Genomic DNA, 17,390 nt, shown 5'->3' on the forward strand with positions numbered 1-17,390 from the left:
TGGAGGGCATGGACGGTCTGGACGAGCTCGACGCGCGGCTCGTCGCGTGCCGGGCCTGCCCCCGCCTCGTGGAGTGGCGCGAGGAGGTCGCGCGCACCAGACGCGCGGCCTTCGCCGACCAGGAGTACTGGGGGCGGCCCGTGCCCGGCTTCGGGCCGCACGACGCCGCGCTCCTGATCGTCGGCCTCGCGCCCGCCGCGCACGGCGCCAACCGCACCGGGCGGATGTTCACCGGCGACCGCTCGGGCGACGTGCTCTACCGCGCCCTGTACGACGTCGGCCTGGCCTCGCGCCCCACCGCCGAGAGCGCCGACGACGGCCTGACCCTGTACGGCACCCGCGTCACCTCGCCCGTGCGCTGCGCGCCGCCCGCCAACAAGCCGACCCCGCGCGAGCGCGACACCTGCCGCCCCTGGCTGGTGGACGAGCTGCGGCTGCTCGCCCCGCACCTGCGGTCCGTGGTGGTGCTGGGGGCCTTCGGCTGGCAGGCCGCGCTGCCCGCCCTCGCGGCGGCGGGGTGGACGGTGCCGCGGCCCCGGCCCGCCTTCGGGCACGGGGCCCGGGTGACCCTGGCGGGCGGCGCGGGCCTCGCGCCGCTGGAGCTCTTCGGCTGCTTCCACGTCAGCCAGCGCAACACGTTCACCGGACGGCTCACCCCCGCGATGCTGCGGGACGTGCTCGGCTCGGCCGCGGACGCCGCGGGTCTACGCCGGACGGCTCAATAGGGTGGGCCAGGGCGCCCGGCGATTCCTAGCGTGGAAAGCGTGGACGAGACCGACGCGACTTCTGCGGCCAAGCCCTCCGCCGCCGCCTACCGCAACCTGGCCGTGGCGACCGTCGGCTTCACGCTCACGTTCTGGGCCTGGGACCTGGTGGCGCCGCTCGGCAGCGACTTCAAGGACCGGCTGGGGCTCAGCTCCTTCGAGCAGTCGCTCCTGGTCGCCGTCCCCGTGATCGTCGGCTCGCTGGGCCGGGTGCCGGTCGGCGCGCTCACCGACCGCTACGGCGCCCGGCGGATGTTCCCGCTGGTCGCGGCGCTCACCATCGTCCCGGTGCTGCTGATCATTCCGGCCAGGGACAGCTTCGGCGCGATGCTCGGGGTGGGGTTCCTGCTGGGGCTCGGCGGGACGACGTTCGCCATCGGCATCCCGCTGGTCAACTCCTGGTTCCCGCCCGCCCGCAGGGGCTTCGCGCTCGGTGTCTTCGGGATGGGCATGGGCGGTGTGGCGCTCTCCGGCTACTTCACGCCGCGCATCGCCGAGCACGGCGACAACCTGCCCTTCCTCGTCGTGGCCGTCGCGCTGGCCGCCTTCGCGCTGCTCGCCGCGGTGCTCATCACCGACCGCCCGGACCGCCCCGTGCCCACCAGCCCGCTCACCACACGGCTCGGGCAGGCCGGGCGGCTGCGGGTCACCTGGGAGCTGTCGGCGCTGTACGCGATCGGCTTCGGCGGGATCGTCGCGTTCGGGGTGTACCTGCCGACGTACCTGAAGACCTGGTACGACCTCTCGCCCACCGACGCGGGGACCAGGGCGGCCGGGTTCGCGCTCGTCACCGTCGTCTTCCGGCCGGTCGGCGGCTGGCTCTCCGACCGGATCCACCCGGCGACGGTGACCTCCTGCGCGCTCGCCGTGGTCGCCCTCTTCGCCGTCGTGCAGGCCTTCGACCCGGCGCTGAACCCGATGGGCACGATCTGCTTCCTGGCCATGGCGGCGGGGCTGGGCACCGCGAGCGGCAGCGTCTTCGCGCTCGTCTCGCAGGTGACCCCGCAGCCGCGGGTCGGCTCGGTCACGGGCATCGTGGGCGCGGTGGGCGGCCTCGGCGGATTCGTGCCGCCGCTGGTCATGGGCGCGATCTACAGCGCGAAGGACTCGTACTCGATCGGCTTCATGCTCCTGTCGGACCTGGCGCTCGCGGGGTGCGTGTACGCGTACGGGCGGATGCGGGACGCGAAGGCGGCGTGAGGCCGGGCAGCCGTCCTCGACGGCCCCGCCCGCCTCCGCTTCTCGGCGCCCCCGCCCCGCCTCCGCTTCTCAGCGCCCCGGCTCCGCCTCGTCGCCGAACAGGTGCCGCACCGTCGACTCGTGGTTGGTGCGCACGTGCGCCAGCGCGTGCGACCGGGCCCGCTCCGCGTCGCCGGAGGCCACCGCCTCGTACAACTCCCGGTGCTCGGACAGCAGGTGGGCCCACTCCTCGTTGCGCCGGGTCATCCAGCGCAGGCGGCCGTCGACCGGCTCCATCACCGACGTCAGCAGGGAGTTGCCCGCCATCGCCAGGATGCGGTCGTGGAAGCGGGTGTTGATGTCCGTGATGGCCTCGGCGTCCGCCGTGCGCGTCGCCCTCGCCGCCTGGTCCAGGAGGGACTTCAGCTCCGCGAGTCCCTCCGGCGTGGCCCGCTCCGCCGCGCGCCCCGCGGCGTAGACCTCCAACGCCTCGCGCAGCTCGAAGAGTTCGGTCACATCCGTGCGGGTCAGACGGCGCACCACGGTCCTGCGCGGGGTCTCGAAGGTGACGAAGCCCTCGGCGACCAGGGCGCGGATGGCCTCGCGCACCGGGACCCTGGACACCCCGAAGCGGTCGGCGAGTTCGCGCTCGACCAGCCGGTCGCCCGGTCCCAGGCGCCCGGCGATGATCTCCTGCCGCAGCTCGGCGAGCACGCGTTCGCGTACGGCGCCCAGCGGCTGCTCCACGGTCGTCATGGCATCCATCATCGCCGAACCCCGCATCGATTTACCGATTCGTAACCGCGCGGACATTGCCGGGCGCCCCCGGGAGCGGGAGCATGACCACACCTTTGGTATACCAAATCTTGGTATACCAAAGCGCGCGCCACCGCACCTCCGTCCCCCTGCCAGGAGGCCCCGTGTCCCTCGCCCAACGCGCCCAAGCCCCCGCCTTCACCCCCGACCCCCGCCTCACCAACGAGGACCTCGCCCCCACCACGGAACGCAAGTGGAAGGTCTTCGACCTCTTCGCCCTGTGGATGTCCGACGTCCACAACCTCGGCAACTACACCTTCGCCGCGGGGCTGTTGGTGCTCGGCCTCAACGTGTGGCAGATCTTCACCTCGCTCCTCGTCGGCTTCGTGATCATCTACGTCGGGATGAACATGATGGGCCGCGTCGGCCAGCGCCACGGCGTGCCCTTCCCCGTCGTCAGCCGCATCAGCTTCGGCGTCTGGGGCGCCAACGTCCCCGCCCTCATCCGGGCCGTTATCGCCATCATGTGGTACGGCATCCAGACCTATCTCGCCTCCATCGCGGTCAACGTCATGCTGATCGCCGCCTTCCCGGGCCTCGCGTCGTGGACCGAGCACTCCTTCCTGGGCCTGCACGCCCTCGGCTGGTGCTCGTTCGTCGCCCTGTGGCTCGTGCAGGGGCTGATCATGACCCGGGGCATGGAGTCCGTACGCAAGTTCCAGGACTTCTGCGGGCCCGCCATCTGGATCGTGATGATCGCCCTCGCCGTCTGGATCCTGTGGAAGGCCGGCTGGACCATCTCGCTCACCAGCACGCCCCACCCCGTCTCCACCGGCGAGCAGGTACGGCAGTGGTTCGGCGCGATCGGCCTGATCATCGCCACCTACGGCACCCTCATGCTCAACTTCTGCGACTTCTCCCGCTTCGCCCCCGACTACCGCACCGTCAAGCGCGGCAACTTCTGGGGCCTGCCCATCAACTCGACCGCCTTCGTGATCCTCTCGGTGGTCGTCACGGCGGGCAGCCTGGAGGTCTTCGGCAAGGCCATCACCGACCCCGCCGAACTCGTCGCCGAGATCGGCAACACCTGGGTGCTGGTCTTCGGCGCGCTCACCTTCGCCGTCGCCACGATGGGCGTGAACATCGTCGCCAACTTCGTCTCGCCCGCCTACGACCTGGCCAACGTCTGGCCGCAGAAGATCACCTTCAAGATCGGCGGGATCATCTCCACGGTCGCCGCGCTGCTCGTCACGCCGTGGAACCTGTACTCCAACCCGACCGTCGTGAACTACTTCCTCGGCGGCCTCGGCGCCTTCCTCGGACCGCTGTTCGGCATCATCGCGGTCGACTACTACTGGGTGAAGCGCGGCCGGATCGACGAGGAGGCGCTCTTCAAGGCCGAGCCGGGATCGGCGTACTACTACAGGAACGGCGTCAACCCGAAGGCCCTCGCGGCGTTCGTGCCGACGGCGGGCGTCGCGGCCGTCTGCGCGCTGGTGCCCTCCTTCGACCACGTCGCGCCCTACTCCTGGTTCATCGGCACGGCGACGGCCGCGCTCCTGTACGCGGCGCTGTGCCGCTCCGAGCGGGCCGCGGCCGACGCCGTCGCCGGGGCGGAGGGCTGAGGGCCGTGCGCATCGTCGTCACCAACTGCAACACGACACGGGCGATGACCGAGGAGATCGTGCGGGGCGCCCGCGCGGCGGCCTCCCCGGGCACCACGGTCACCGGACTCACCCCCGCCTGGGGCGTCGAGTCCGCCGAGGGCTGGCTCGACAGCTACCTCTCGGCCGCCGCCGTCCTCGACACCCTGCGCGCCCACGCCGCGTCGGGCGAGCCGTACGACGCCGTGGTCATGGCCGGGTTCGGCGAGCACGGCCGCGAGGGCGCCAGGGAACTCCTGGACGTGCCCGTCGTCGACATCACCGAGGCCGCCGCCCATCTGGCCTGTCTGCTCGGGCGGCGGTACGGCGTCGTCACCACCCTCGACCGCGCCCGCGGCCAGATAGAGGACAGCCTGCACGCGGCGGGCGTCGCCCGGAACTGCGCCGCCGTGGTGGGCACCGGCCTCGGCGTCCTCGACCTCGGGGACCCGGCGGGCGACGAGCGGACCACCCGCGCCTTCCTCGCCGCCGCCGAACGGGCCAGGGACGCCGGGGCCGAGGTCCTCGTCCTCGGCTGCGCCGGGATGACAGGACTGCAGCGGACCGTCGGCGACAAGCTCGGCATGCCGGTCGTCGACGGGGTCGGCGCCGCCGTGCGGCTCGCGGAGTCGCTCGTCGGGCTCGGCCTGACCACGAGCCGCGTCGGCGGGTACGCCAAACCCCTGCCGAAGAGGCGCACTTGGGGAGCCGGGCACGCGGGGCCACCGCCGTCGGAGTGATATTCCGGGTGAACTGCCCGCGCCCCGGCGGGGGACGGGCCGCCGCCGGGGCGGGCCCACCGCAGACTCCGGACAGCGCGCCGGGCCCGACCGGCGCCGACCAACTGGAGCCACCCGGTGCCGCACCCGTCCTCCCGCCGCCTCTGTCACCCCTTCTCCCGTCGCCGCCTCTCCCGCGCCGTCTCCCGGCCGCTGTCCCGGGGCCTGCTCGCCGCCGCCCTCCTGCTGGGCGCGGCGACGGGCTGCGGGGAGGCGTCCGGCGCGACCTCGGGCGCACGCGCCGCGCAGGCCCCGGCCGAAGGAGCCCTCGCCGAAGGGGCGCCCGGCCCCGCCCTCTGGGTCGACCCGCACAGCGCGGCGGTCCGGCAGGCCGCCCAGTGGCGGCGCGAGGGCCGCACCGCCGACGCCCGGCTCGTCGACCGCATCGCGGGCCGCCCCCAGGCCGTCTGGCTGAACGACAACGGACCCGGCGCCCGGGTGCGCGCCCTCGTCGACGCGGCGGCGCGGGCGCGGCGCACCGCGGTCCTCGTCGCCTACTTCATCCCGCACCGCGACTGCGGCGCCTACTCCTCGGGCGGCGCCCGCGACGCCGCCCACTACCGCCAGTGGATCGACGGGTTCGCCGCCGGACTCGGCACCCGGGGCGCGTACGTGATCGTCGAACCGGACGCCGTCGCGCACATGGTGGCGGGCTGCCCGCGCGCCGACGCCGCCGAGCGGTACGCCCTGCTCTCCTACGCCGTCCAGCGCATCAAGCGCCACCCCCGCACCAAGGTCTACCTCGACGCGGGGAACGCCAGCTGGATCCCCGACCCGCGGCGCCTGGCCGGACCGCTGCGCCGCGCCGGCCTCGCCCACGCCGACGGCTTCGCGCTGAACGTCTCCAACTACCTGACGAACAAGGTGAGTTCCGACTACGGCCACCGGCTCGCCGGGCACGTGGGCGGCAAGCACTTCGTCGTCGACAGCAGCCGCAACGGCAACGGCCCCTACCGGGGCACCGAGGCCTGGTGCAATCCGCCGGGCCGCGCCCTCGGCACCCCGCCCACCACCCGCACCGGCGACCCCTCGCTCGACGCCTACCTGTGGGTCAAGCGGCCCGGCGAGTCCGACGGGACGTGCCGGGGCGGGCCGCGCGCGGGGCAGTGGTGGCCCGAGTACGCGCTCGGCCTCGCCCGGCGGGCCCGGTCCTAGCCCGCCGGATCCGGTCCAGGCCCGCCGGTCCCCGCCCAGGTCAGCGGCGCGCCTTGGACCTTCTGCCGAGGACGGCCCGCGACCGTGGTCGGGACAGCGCATTGCGTGCGCGGACGGCGCCCGGATTGGATCACGGGGGCCGCGGCGCCGGAGCGCCCCCGGCGTCCAGGGGGCCGCGGCCCGAGGACCGGCACCCGAGGAGGCGAAGGACACCCATGCTCGACGGCTGCACCCCCTGGCCCGAGGAGTTCGTCGACCGCTACTGGGCGGCCGGGCACTGGCGCGGCCACACGCTCGACAACCTGCTGCGCGGCTGGGCCCTGGAGCACGGGCCGCGGACCGCGCTCGTGCACGGCGGCACCCGCCTCACGTACGCGCACCTCAACCGGCGCGTGGACCGCATGGCCGCGGGGTTCCGGCTGCGGGGCCTCATGCGCGGGCAGCGGGTCGTCGTGCAGCTGCCGAACGTCCCCGAGTTCGTCGTCGCCGTCTTCGCGCTGATGCGGGCCGGCGCGGTCCCCGTGCTCTGCCCGCTCGCGCACCGCGCGCCCGAGGTGTCCCGCCTGGTGCGGGCCACCGAGGCCGCCGGATACGTCGGCCCGGCGACGCACCGGGGCTTCGACCACGCGGCGATGGCCGCCGGGATCGCGGCCCAGGGGCCCTTCCTGCGGCGGGTGTTCACCTATGAGGCGCCGGGCACCTCGTCCCCGTACGGCGGCATGACGATCGACCCGTCGGGCTGCCACCACTTCCCGCTCGGTTCCGTCGACGCCCCGCCCGAGCGCCCGCTCGTGCGGGGTGCCGACGAGGTGGCGCTCCTCCTGCTCTCCGGCGGCGCCGAGGGCGAGGAGGCGCGGCTCGTGCCGCGCACCCACGACGACTACGCGTACCAGGCGCGGGCCGCCGCCGAGCTGGTGTCGCTCACCGCGGACGACGTGTACCTCGCCGCGCTGCCCGCCGAGTCCACGCTCGCCCTCGGCTGCCCCGGCATCGTCGGCACCCTCTCCGTCGGCGGCACCGTCGTCCTGGCCGACGGCCACAAGCCCGACGCCTGCCTCGCGGCCGTCGAGCGGGAGCGGGTCACCGTCACCTCGCTGGTGCCCGCCCTCGCCCGGAGCTGGCTCGACGCGCTGCCCGGGTCCGGGGCCGACGTGAGCGGGCTGCGGCTCGTGCAGCTCGGCGGCGCGCCCCCGGACCCGGAGACCGCCGCACGCATCGGCGCCGAACTGGGCTGCCGCCCCCAGTCGGTGTGCGTCACCGCCGAGGGACCGCAGCTCCTCACCCGGCCCGCCGACCCGGACACGGCCGCGCTCGCCACGCACGGCCGCCCGCTCTCGCCCGACGACCAGGTACGCGTCGTCGGCGCCGACGGCCGGGACGTGCCCGACGGGGAGCCCGGCGAACTCCTCGCCCGCGGCCCGTACACACCGCGCGGCTACTACCGGGACCCCGGCCGCGACGCGCGCGCCTTCACCGCCGACGGCTATGTGCGCACCGGTCAGGTCGCGCTGCGCACCCCGGACGGCTGCGTCGTCGTGACCGGCGGGTCCGGGACGACGGCCGTGGCCGTGATCTCCACGAGCTGACCGGGGTAGCCGAGGCAGGTGGTGCCGAGGAGCGTCGACGTGTGCGGGCCCGCGTGCAGGCCCGAGGCGCGTACGACCTCCCAGGCGGTGGTCAGCGCCGGGGGCTCGTCGGCGACGACGTACACCGTGCTGGCCACCACCTGCGACAGATCGCTGCCCACCGCGCGCAGGGCCTCGTCGAGATTGGCGATGACCTGCGCGGTCTGGCGGGTGATGTCGCCCGCGCCGACGAGGTTCCCCCCGGGGTCGAGCGGGACGGAGCCCGCCATGAAGGCGAGGCGGGTGCCGGCCTCGACGACGACGGCGTGGGCGTATCCGGGAGGCGGGAAGAGGGTGGGCACGACGGTGCGCTGCGGGGTGGGAGTGGTGGTCATGGGGTGATCCTGCGGGAGCCGGGGCGGCGTACGCATCCGGATTTCGTACGCCGCCCCGGGCCCGGGGCGTGCCGCGCGGGGCGCCGGTCAGCGCACCGCCGCCGGTGAACTCCCGCCCCGCACCCGCAGGGTGGGCTTTCCGGAGCCGTCGGCGGGGGTCGACCAGATGTCCTGCTTGCGGCCCTCCTCGCCCGGCAGCGCGTACGCGAGGGTGCCGTCGTCCAGCCAGGCCGCCTGGTCGTCGACGTTGCGGTGCTCGGCGAGCGGGTGCTCGCGCATCGTGCGCAGATCGAGGACGTACAGCCGCCACGGGTCCGAAGTCCCCTTGCGCACCCGCTTCTTGAAGGCGATGCGGGTGTTGTCGGGGGAGAGCGAGGGGCATTCGACGTTCGTGCGCAGGGCGGTCGCCGCCCACTTCTTCATGTCGCCGCGCACGAGGTACGTCTTCCCCTTGGTCGACACGGTCGCGTAGAAGAGGTTGTCGTCCTTCGCGAAGGTCACGCCCCAGTAGTTGACGTCCGGCGCGTGGTAGCGGCGGCCGTCGAGGGTCAGGGGGATCTCCTCCATGTTCTTGATGAGGTAGCCGGTGCGGGTGTCCAGGATCGAGGTGCGGGTGGAGAAGGACGAGCCCGCGTAGGAGTCGCCGGTGGCGAACATCGTCCAGGACAGCATCCGCCCCGACGCCGAGACGCGCGCCCGGTTGGGGATGCCGGTGAGGGCGATGCGGCGCTTCTCGCGCAGGTCGCGGTCCAGGACCACCGCGTACGACGTGGGAGGGATCCCGGCGCGGCGCTGGAGGCACAGGCCGGTGCCCGCGGCGGCGTAGAAGCGCTCGCAGGTGGGGCCGCCGGTGGTGCGGGCGGCCGCGCGGGCGCCCGCACCGGGCAGGGGCAGGTGGGCCACCCGTCCCGCGCCCGCCTCCGTGCTGCGGAAGTACAGCTGCCCGTGGCCGAGGCCGAACTCCGATGCGGCGTCGGCCGATTCGGCGCGCTGGGCCGCGTGCAGGGTGTAGGCGACGGCGACGCCCGCGAGGACGGCGGCGGCCACGGCGACGGCCACGATCCGCGAGCGCAGGGACCGGGGGGCGGCGGGGTCGGGCCGGGCGGTGTCGGTCGAAGGGATATCGGCCGAAGGGATGTCGGCCGTGGGGGCGTCGACCGCAGGCGCACCGGTCGGGGGCGCGTCGGTCGTGGGGGTGTCGGGCCTGGTCATGAGGGCCTTTCGGTACGGGGGAGCAGCGCCGCCGCCCCCGCGAGCGCCGCGGTCAGTGCGACGGCAGCGCAGGTCAGCGCGGGGCCGACGCCCCACAGCGTCCAGGCCGCGCCGAACCCGGCGGCGGCCACGAGCCGGGCGAGGGCCTGCCCGGTCTGCAGCACGGCCATGCCGCTCGCCCGCCGTGCCTCGGCGACCACGGGGGCGGCGAGCGCCATCAGGACCCCGTCGGTGGCGGCGTAGAAGACGCCGAGCAGCAGCAGGACGCCGATGAGCAGCGGCCAGCCGTCGGTGGGGGAGAGCAGCAGGAGATAGCCGCCGAGCAGCGCCACGTGCCCCGCGAGGAAGGGCACGCGCCGCCCCGTGCGGTCGGCGAGCCGGCCCGCCGGGATCGCGAGGAGCAGGTAGACGGCCGCGGAGCCGAGCGGCAGCAGCGGGAACCACGAGACCGCGAAGTCGAGCCGCCGCTGGAGCAGGAGATACAGGAACGAGTCGCCGATGGTGGCCGCGCCGAGCAGGGCCGCCGCCAGCAGGACGCGCCGGAAGGCGGGGATGCGGAGCAGGTCGAGCGCGCGGTCCCGGCGGCCGGTCGGGGCCCGGTCGGCCGTCGCGCGCGGGCGCGGGGCCGTGGGGTTCGCGGCGGCCGTGGCCTGGTGCCCCGGCACGAACGCGACCAGCATCAGCACCCCGAGCAGCCCGAAGCAGAAGCTGACGACGAACACGGCGTCGTAGGCGTCCGCGGTCGCCCACAGCAGCGCGAACGCGGCGAGCGGTCCGAGCAGCGCACCCGTGGTGTCCATCGCCCGGTGCACGCCGAAGGCGCGGCCGAGCGCGTCGGGCGGGCTGCTCAGCGAGATGAGCGCGTCCCGCGGCGCGGTGCGCACGCCCTTGCCGATGCGGTCGGCGGCGAGCGCCGCGCCGATCCCGGCCGTGGCGCCGCCCGCGAGCAGCAGCCCGAGCCGGGAGAGCGCCGAGAGGGCGTAGCCGCCGCCGGCCACGAGCTTGTGCCGGCCGCCGCGGTCGGCGGCGTACCCGCCGGCCAGCCGCACCAGCGCGGTGACGCCGTTGTAGAGGCCGTCGAGGAAGCCGAACTGGAGCGGGGACAGGCCGAGTTGGAGGACGAAGTAGAGGGGCAGCACGGCCGTGACCATCTCGGAGGAGATGTCCGTGACCAGGCTGACCGCGCCGAGTGCGAGGACGGGTCCCGCGACGCGGCCGCGCCCGGTCCCGGACTTCTCCGGGGCCGGGGCCGCCGCGCCGCCCTTGGTGACCGCGCCGGTGGAAGCGAGGTACATCGGTGGGCTCCCGCCGGGCTCAGCGGCAGGTGTAGTTCGGGCTGGTGTCCTTCGTCGAGCCGTCGGTGGCGACGAGGTTCCAGGAGAAGCCGGTGTCCGTGAAGTTCAGCTTGACGACGCCGAAGGTGTCGGTGATCCGCTTCTGGCTGTTGGGCTGGACTTCCTCGATGTCGTAGGGGTTGGCGCCGCCCATGCCGCCGAGCAGTTCGACGATGCCGTTGGAGTCGGCCTTGCCGTCCGGGTTCTGCGGGGCGAACCGCTCGTAGTGGTGGTCGTGGCCGTTGAGGACCAGCTCGGCCTTGTTGTCGTAGAGCAGCTTCCAGACCGGGCGGCTCACCGGGTCGTTGCCGTGCTCGCCGGAGGAGAAGAGCGGGTGGTGCCAGTACGCGGCCACGCACTTCTTGGAGTTGGCGGCGAGGTCGTCCTTGAGCCAGTCGATCTGCTCGTCGTCGTCGAAGCTGTTGGAGTCGAGGGCGATGAAGTGCCAGTTGCCCTGGTCGTAGCTGTAGTAGCTCTTGCCGTCGGGGTAGGCGACCGACCCGAAGTAGGACTTGTAGCCCGCGAGTGAGCCCGCCGGGTCGTACGTCTCGTGGTTGCCCGGGACGGGCCGGGTCTTGCTCTTGAAGGCGCCCCAGGACTTGTCGTAGTAGTTCTTGAAGTCCTTCAGGCGGGCGTCGTCGTACTGGTTGTCGCCCATGGTCATCACGAAGGACGGGTTGATCTGGTTGACCAGCGCCGCGGTCTTGGGGTGCTTGCAGCTGCTGCTGCTCGACGTGCACTGCTCGGCGATGTCACCGGCGGCGACCGCGGTGAATCCGGCCCGGGGCGCGGCGGTGGGGGAGGCGTCGGCCTCCTCGGCCGGCGACCAGAGCAGTACGCCGCCGACGAGGGCGAGCGAGGCGCCCGCGGCGACGGGCACGCCGAAGCGGGCCCTGCGGGAGCGGGTCTTGCCCGAACGGGCTCGGGACGTGCGGGAGTTCATGGCGCGGGGGGTGAGCGGCATGTCCGTCTCCTCGGTGGCGTGGGGGTGCCTGGCCGTCCCGGGAATCCTGGCGATGCGGCATGTGCGCGTCAATAACTTGGGATGAATTATTGTTAGGAAACTTTCCTTCCAGTGTTCATCGGGTGCTCGCCGGGGAGCGGTTGCGCGGGCGCGGGGGAGTGGCCGCGCGGGCGCCGGGGGAGCGGCGGCCCGGCGTTGTCAGTGGTCTGGCCTAGGGTTGCGGACGCGGGAGAAGGCTGCGTGAACAGGGGTTGGTGAGGTGGTGGTGATGGGGGCCGAGGATGTGGCGGTGCCGGCCGGCGCCGCCCTCGTGCGCTCCTGCGCCGCCGTCTTCCTCCCGGCGGAGCCGCCGCGCGAGGGGCGCGTGGCCTTCTGGCGGCCGGACGGGGGCGAGCTGCCCGCCGGGGGCGGGGGCGGAGTCGGGGCCGGATCATCGGACGACGGCGAGTCCGGCGGTGTGCGTGAGGGGCTCGGTGTACGGCAGGGGCTCGGCGTACGAGAGGGGCCCGACGCGCAAGGGAATCCAGGCGGACGGGGCGATCTGGGCGTACGGGATGATCTGGGCGTACGAGGTGGTCTCGGCGCGCGAGGAGATCTGGGCGTACAAGGTGACCTGGGCGTACGAGGAGATCTGGGCGTACGAGGTGACCTGGGCGTACGAGGAGACCTCGGCGTACGAGGTGATCTAGGCGTACAAGGAGACCTCGGCGTACGAGGAGATCTCGTCGTCGCCCGCAAGCACGGCAAAGGCGCCCGTGCCCGCACCGTGCCCGCGCTCTTCCTGCCGGTCGCCGACGCCCTGCCGCTGCTGCTCGGCGCCGCTCGCCCGCACCCCGCCGTCGCCTGCTGGGGCGCCGCCGCCCGGCACGCGCTGCACCTGGCGGCGCGCGGCAGGCTGCTGCCCGGACTGACCGCCGACGACCTGGACGCGTGGCGGGCCGGGCCGCTGGACGAGGCCGACGTCGCCCAGCTGCGGGCCGTCGCCGCCGCGCTGCCCGCCGCGGCGCACGCCGTGCCGCTGCCCTCCGCGGAGCGCGGGCCGCTTCAGGTGCCGCAGCCGTTCGCCCTGGTCAGAGCCTTTGTCGACGCGGTGGTCGATGTCCTGCCGCGCACCCCGGCCGCCGCGTACGCGGTGGGCGAGCCGTTCGCCGCGCGCGAGCCGCGGCGGCTGCCGGGCGCGCGGGACTGGGCGGCGGAGGTCGCGGCCGGGGTGGACGCGGGCGTGCGGGTCTCGCTCCGGCTCCACCTGAAGGCCCACGAGGTGTTCGACGGCGCGGACGACTCCGGCGAGGATCTCGACGGCGGGGCCGACGCCGCCGGGGGAGTGCCCCGGGCCGCGGTCGCCAGCCCGGCCGCCGCCGTCGTGCAGGTGCACAGCCTCGCCGACCCGAGCCTCGTCACGGACGTGCCCGGACTCTGGGCGGGCGCCGACCACTTCGGGCCGCGCGCCCGTGTCGACACCCTCCTCGCGCTGCGCCGCGCGGCCCGCGTCTGGCCGCCGCTCGGCAGGCTCCTGGAGCGGCCCCGCCCCGACGTCCTGCCGCTGAGCGAGGACGAGCTGCGCGACCTCCTGGGCGCGGCGGCCGGCCGGCTCGGCGCCGCCGGGGTCGCCGTCCACTGGCCCAAGGAGCTGACCCGCGGCCTCACCGCCACGGCCGTCGTCCGCCCGGCCCCCGGCACCGCCGCCGACAACTTCGACTTCTTCAAGACCGAGGAACTCCTCGAATTCCGCTGGCAGGTGGCGTTCGACGACGGCTCGGGGCCGCTGACCGAGGCGGAGCTCGACCTGCTCGCCGAGGCGCACCGCCCGGTGGTCCGCCTGCGCGACCAGTGGGTCCTGGTCGATCCCGAGCTGGTCCGCAAGGCCCGCAAGCGCGACCTCGGCCTCCTCGACCCCGTCGACGCCCTGTCGGTCGCGCTCACCGGCACCGCGGAGGTGGACGGCGAGCGGGTGCCCGCCGTGCCGCTCGGCGCGCTGGCCCGGCTGCGCGAGCGCGTCACCGGCGCCCCGGACGTGCCCGCCCCGCCGCCCGGCCTGCACGCCACCCTGCGCGACTACCAACTCCGGGGCCTGGCCTGGCTCGACCGCATGACCTCGCTCGGCCTCGGCGGCTGCCTCGCCGACGACATGGGCCTCGGCAAGACCGTCACGCTGATCGCCCTCCACCTCCACCGGGCGCGGTCCGGCGGCGCGCCGCCGACGCTGGTGGTCTGCCCCGCCTCGCTGCTCGGCAACTGGCAGCGGGAGATCGAGCGGTTCGCCCCCGGCGTCCCCGTGCGCCGCTTCCACGGCACGGGCCGCACCCTCGCGGGCCTGGACACCGCGGGCGGCTTCGTCCTCACGACGTACGGCACGATGCGCACCAGCGCTCCCGAACTGGCCGGCCAACGCTGGGGCCTGGTCGTCGCGGACGAGGCGCAGCACGTGAAGAACCCGCACGCGGCGACGGCGAAGGCGCTGCGCACGATCCCCTCGCAGGCCCGGGTCGCGCTCACCGGCACCCCCGTGGAGAACAACCTCTCCGAGCTGTGGGCCCTGCTCGACTGGACGACGCCGGGGCTGCTCGGCCCCCTCAAGGCGTTCCGCGCCCGCCACGCCCGCCTGGTCGAGGGCGGCGAGACGGCGGAGAACGACGAGGCGATGGAGCGCCTGGCCCGTCTCGTGCGCCCCTTCATCCTGCGCCGCAAGAAGTCCGACCCCGGTATCGCCCCCGAGCTGCCGCCGAAGACGGAGACCGACCACCCCGTCGCCCTCACCCGCGAACAGACCTCGCTGTACGAGGCGGTGGTGCGCGAGACGCTGGCCCGCATCGAGGCGTCGGACGGCATGGCACGCCGGGGCCTCGTGATGAAGCTCCTGATGGCCCTGAAGCAGATCTGCAACCACCCGGCGCAGTACCTGAAGGACGGCGCGCTCATGACCCGGACGGGCCGCTCGCGCTCGGGCAAGCTGGAGCTCCTGGACGAGCTCCTCGACACGATCCTCGCGGAGTCGGAGAGCGCGGGCGCCGTCCTCGTCTTCACGCAGTACGTGGAGATGGCCCGCCTCCTGGAGGCGCACCTGTCGTCCCGGGGCATCCGCTCCCAGCTCCTGCACGGCGGCACGCCGGTGGCGCGGCGCGAGGAGATGGTGGACCGCTTCCAGTCGGGCGACGTCCCGGTCTTCCTGCTGTCGCTGAAGGCGGCGGGCACGGGCCTGAACCTGACCCGGGCGGGCCACGTCGTCCACTACGACCGCTGGTGGAACCCCGCGGTCGAGGAGCAGGCCACCGACCGCGCGTACCGCATCGGCCAGACCCAGCCCGTCCAGGTCCACCGCCTGATCACCGAGGGCACGGTCGAGGACCGCATCGCCGAACTCCTCGCGGCCAAGCAGGCGTTGGCGGACGCGGTCCTCGGCGACGGCGGCGAGTCGGCGCTCACGGAGCTGTCGGACGCGGAGCTCTCCGACCTGGTGGCTCTGAGGAGGACGGCATGAGGGCGGGGAGCGGGACCGGCGGCGCCCGGCGCGGGCTCGGCTGGGCCAGCGGGATGAGCGAGACGAGCCGCATGGGCAGCGGACGCGTCTTCCCCGCGCTGCCCGCGCACCGCGACCCCAAGGCCCCCTTCGCCACGTCGTGGTGGGGCAACGCCTGGATCGCCGCGCTGGAGGACAGCGCCCTGGACCAGGGCCGCCTGACGCGCGGCCGGGGCTACGCGCGCGAGGGCGCGGTCGACACCATCACCGTCGCGCCGGGCCGCATCGTCGCGTACGTCCACGGCAGCCGCCCCCGGCCCTACCGCGCGGAGATCCGCCTGCGGACGATGCTCCCCGAGCACTGGGACCGCTTCCTGGACGCCGTGGCCGCCGAGCCCGCGCACATCGCGGCGCTGCTCGACAAGGACATGCCGCACGCGCTGGCCGACGCGGCGACCCGGGCGGACGTCCCCCTCCTGCCGGGCGGCCGCGAGCTGGCCCCTTCCTGCACCTGCCCGGACCGGGGCCACCCCTGCAAGCACGCGGCGGCCCTCGCCTACCAGACCGCCCGACTCCTGGACGCCGACCCCTTCGTGCTCCTGCTGCTGCGCGGCGGCGAGGAGCAGGACCTCCTGGACGAGCTGTCCCACAGGAACGCGCGCAAGGCGGTGGAGGAGGAACGGGGCGCGGAGGCGAGGCGCCGCGCGCCGTCGGCTTCGCCCGGGCCGTCCTCGGAGCCCCCTGCGGCGGAGCCGCTGGAGCCTTCGAAGGCCCCGGCGCCCCCGCAGGGCACCGGGCCCGCGGAGCCATCCGCCGACGGCCCCCCGGAGCCCCCCGCGCCGCCGCTCGCGTCCCTCCCGGGCGTCCTGGCCCGCGAGGCCCTGGCCACGGACCACCGTTCGCCGCTGCCGCCCCCGCTGCCGCCGCCCGCGCACCCGGGCGACGCCCCGGTGCTGCCGTCCCTGCCGGGCGCGCCGGACCCGACGGCCCTGGAGTTCCTGGTGACGGACGCGGCGGCGCGCGCCCACGCGTTCCTCACGACGGGGGCCGACCCCTTCACGGCCGCGTCCGCCTGGCACGACGCGGTCCGCCTCGCGGCCTCGCACCCCGGCCTCACCGGCCGCCGCACGTTCAGCCGCCAGTTCGCGGAGCTGGCCAGGTCGGTGGGGAGCACCCCGGCGGACCTCTCCCGGGCGTCGGCGGCCTGGCGCCAGGGCGGCGAGGAGGGCCTGGCGGTCCTCGAATCCCCCTGGGACCCCCCGGCGGGCCCCTTCGACCGGGCCCGCGGCGCCCTGACCGCGGCCGACCTCCCCCGCATGACGATCCACCGCAACCACCTCACGAACGCCGACGGCACCCTCCAACTCCGCTTCGGCCACGACGCCCGCTGGTACCCGTACCTGAGCGAGCCCGGCGCGGACGACTGGTGGCCGGAGGGGGAGGCGGACGGGGATCCGGTGGGGGCGTTGGCGGGGGTGATCGGGGATGAGTAGGCCGCGTCAGCCGACGACGACGGTGGTGGTGGCGGGGCGACGCAGGTGGGCCAGGAGGTCGTCGGAGGCCGGGTAGGGGCGTTCGGCGGGCAGCAACGCCCCCGCCGCCGCGAGGTCGTCGGTGCGGACGAGGGCGTGGATCTCGTGGGCCAGGTCCGTGACGTCCGTGATGGAGACCGTCCACTCGTCCGCGTAGCGGCGGGACGCCTCGCCCGACAGGCCCAGCTGGAGGGAGCGGTGGGGGAGGGGGTTCAGGTGGAGGTCGCGTTCGGGGTCCCACTGGACGCGGGCCGGGGCGCGGCGCAGGTCGCGCTTCCACGCGGCCTGGTCCGGGTGGAGGCCGTGGACGTAGTGGGAGAGGCAGGAGTTGCGCAGGGCCCAGTCGAAGCCCTCGCGGGTGATCTCGACCGCCAGGACCGTCTGCTGGTCCTCCTTGGTGGCCCAGCCGCAGCGGTACATCATCCACAGGAACGACGGCTTGATCCACGTCATGCGGTCCCGCTTCCAGGCCGCGGGGAAGCGGCCCTCGCGGGCGGCGGGGACGCCGAGCCGCGGGGCGTACGCCTGGTAGACGGTGATCGTGGAGTCGGTGTGCACGGCGCGGATCTCGTGGTTCATGGGAGATCAGCGTGCCGGGGCGGTGGGGGTCGCGCCACTGAATTGTCGGCCCGGCCGGAGACGACGGGGCGGGGAC

Annotated in this window: 15 protein-coding genes; 9 read left to right on the plus strand and 6 right to left on the minus strand. The window is 74.7% G+C overall.

The window, feature by feature from the left end:
* The first annotated feature begins 8 nt into the window (after positions 1 to 8).
* The gene (locus AB0L89_RS25095) at positions 9 to 725 is read left to right on the plus strand and encodes a uracil-DNA glycosylase (protein ID WP_365144835.1); all 717 of its coding nucleotides are present in this window, start codon (positions 9 to 11) and stop codon (positions 723 to 725) included.
* Between the two features lie 39 nt (positions 726 to 764).
* Entirely contained in the window at positions 765 to 1,964 is a 1,200-nt protein-coding gene (locus AB0L89_RS25100) for an MFS transporter (protein WP_365144838.1), read from the plus strand.
* Positions 1,965 to 2,033: 69 nt separating this feature from the next.
* Here the strand turns inward: AB0L89_RS25100 and AB0L89_RS25105 are convergent, their stop codons facing one another.
* Positions 2,034 to 2,699, minus strand: coding sequence for a GntR family transcriptional regulator (locus AB0L89_RS25105; protein ID WP_365144841.1), 666 nt, complete (start codon positions 2,697 to 2,699; stop codon positions 2,034 to 2,036).
* A gap of 164 nt (positions 2,700 to 2,863) precedes the next feature.
* Here AB0L89_RS25105 and AB0L89_RS25110 point away from each other — a divergent pair, with 164 nt between their 5' ends.
* The 4 genes from AB0L89_RS25110 (at position 2,864) to AB0L89_RS25125 (ending at position 7,862) form a co-directional block, all read left to right on the plus strand.
* The gene (locus tag AB0L89_RS25110; RefSeq protein WP_365144844.1) at positions 2,864 to 4,324 is read left to right on the plus strand and encodes an NCS1 family nucleobase:cation symporter-1; all 1,461 of its coding nucleotides are present in this window, start codon (positions 2,864 to 2,866) and stop codon (positions 4,322 to 4,324) included.
* 5 nt (positions 4,325 to 4,329) lie between these two features.
* Entirely contained in the window at positions 4,330 to 5,082 is a 753-nt protein-coding gene (locus AB0L89_RS25115; RefSeq protein ID WP_365144847.1) for an aspartate/glutamate racemase family protein, read from the plus strand.
* Between the two features lie 117 nt (positions 5,083 to 5,199).
* Positions 5,200 to 6,276, plus strand: coding sequence for a glycoside hydrolase family 6 protein (locus AB0L89_RS25120; RefSeq protein WP_365144850.1), 1,077 nt, complete (start codon positions 5,200 to 5,202; stop codon positions 6,274 to 6,276).
* Between the two features lie 215 nt (positions 6,277 to 6,491).
* Entirely contained in the window at positions 6,492 to 7,862 is a 1,371-nt protein-coding gene (locus tag AB0L89_RS25125) for an AMP-binding protein (protein ID WP_365144853.1), read from the plus strand.
* On the opposite strand, the gene AB0L89_RS25130 is transcribed toward AB0L89_RS25125, so the two are convergent.
* From AB0L89_RS25130 to AB0L89_RS25145, 4 genes are all read right to left on the minus strand, one after another.
* On the minus strand, positions 7,775 to 8,236 hold the full coding sequence (locus AB0L89_RS25130; protein WP_365144856.1) for a RidA family protein: 462 nt from the start codon (positions 8,234 to 8,236) through the stop codon (positions 7,775 to 7,777). The two genes, AB0L89_RS25125 and AB0L89_RS25130, sit on opposite strands and share 88 nt — an antisense overlap.
* Positions 8,237 to 8,323: 87 nt before the next feature.
* Positions 8,324 to 9,448 (minus strand): hypothetical protein, encoded by a 1,125-nt coding sequence (locus AB0L89_RS25135; RefSeq protein ID WP_365144859.1) that lies wholly within the window; start codon positions 9,446 to 9,448, stop codon positions 8,324 to 8,326.
* The gene (locus AB0L89_RS25140) at positions 9,445 to 10,743 is read right to left on the minus strand and encodes an MFS transporter (protein ID WP_365144862.1); all 1,299 of its coding nucleotides are present in this window, start codon (positions 10,741 to 10,743) and stop codon (positions 9,445 to 9,447) included. The genes AB0L89_RS25135 and AB0L89_RS25140 overlap by 4 nt, the downstream gene beginning before the upstream one ends.
* Positions 10,744 to 10,762: 19 nt before the next feature.
* Positions 10,763 to 11,746 (minus strand): metallophosphoesterase, encoded by a 984-nt coding sequence (locus tag AB0L89_RS25145; protein ID WP_365144865.1) that lies wholly within the window; start codon positions 11,744 to 11,746, stop codon positions 10,763 to 10,765.
* Between the two features lie 461 nt (positions 11,747 to 12,207).
* Between AB0L89_RS25145 and AB0L89_RS25150 the strand changes: the two genes are divergently transcribed.
* The 3 genes from AB0L89_RS25150 to AB0L89_RS25160 all read left to right on the plus strand — a co-directional run bounded on the left by AB0L89_RS25150 (position 12,208) and on the right by AB0L89_RS25160 (position 16,696).
* Positions 12,208 to 12,435: a hypothetical protein gene (locus AB0L89_RS25150; protein ID WP_365144868.1), complete on the plus strand. Its 228-nt coding sequence runs from the start codon at positions 12,208 to 12,210 to the stop codon at positions 12,433 to 12,435.
* Positions 12,436 to 12,512: 77 nt separating this feature from the next.
* Positions 12,513 to 15,224: a DEAD/DEAH box helicase gene (locus AB0L89_RS25155; protein ID WP_365144871.1), complete on the plus strand. Its 2,712-nt coding sequence runs from the start codon at positions 12,513 to 12,515 to the stop codon at positions 15,222 to 15,224.
* A complete protein-coding gene (locus AB0L89_RS25160; protein WP_365144874.1) occupies positions 15,221 to 16,696 on the plus strand; it encodes an SWIM zinc finger family protein in 1,476 nt (491 codons plus the stop codon). The genes AB0L89_RS25155 and AB0L89_RS25160 overlap by 4 nt, the downstream gene beginning before the upstream one ends.
* 6 nt (positions 16,697 to 16,702) lie before the next feature.
* Here AB0L89_RS25160 and AB0L89_RS25165 read toward each other — a convergent pair whose 3' ends face one another.
* Positions 16,703 to 17,314 carry a DUF4291 domain-containing protein gene (locus AB0L89_RS25165; RefSeq protein ID WP_365144877.1) on the minus strand — a complete coding sequence of 204 codons (612 nt, stop codon included), beginning with the start codon at positions 17,312 to 17,314 and terminating at the stop codon, positions 16,703 to 16,705.
* Positions 17,315 to 17,390: the final 76 nt, after the last annotated feature.

The sequence above is a fragment of the Streptomyces sp. NPDC052114 genome (assembly GCF_040680155.1).
Taxonomy (GTDB): domain Bacteria; phylum Actinomycetota; class Actinomycetes; order Streptomycetales; family Streptomycetaceae; genus Streptomyces.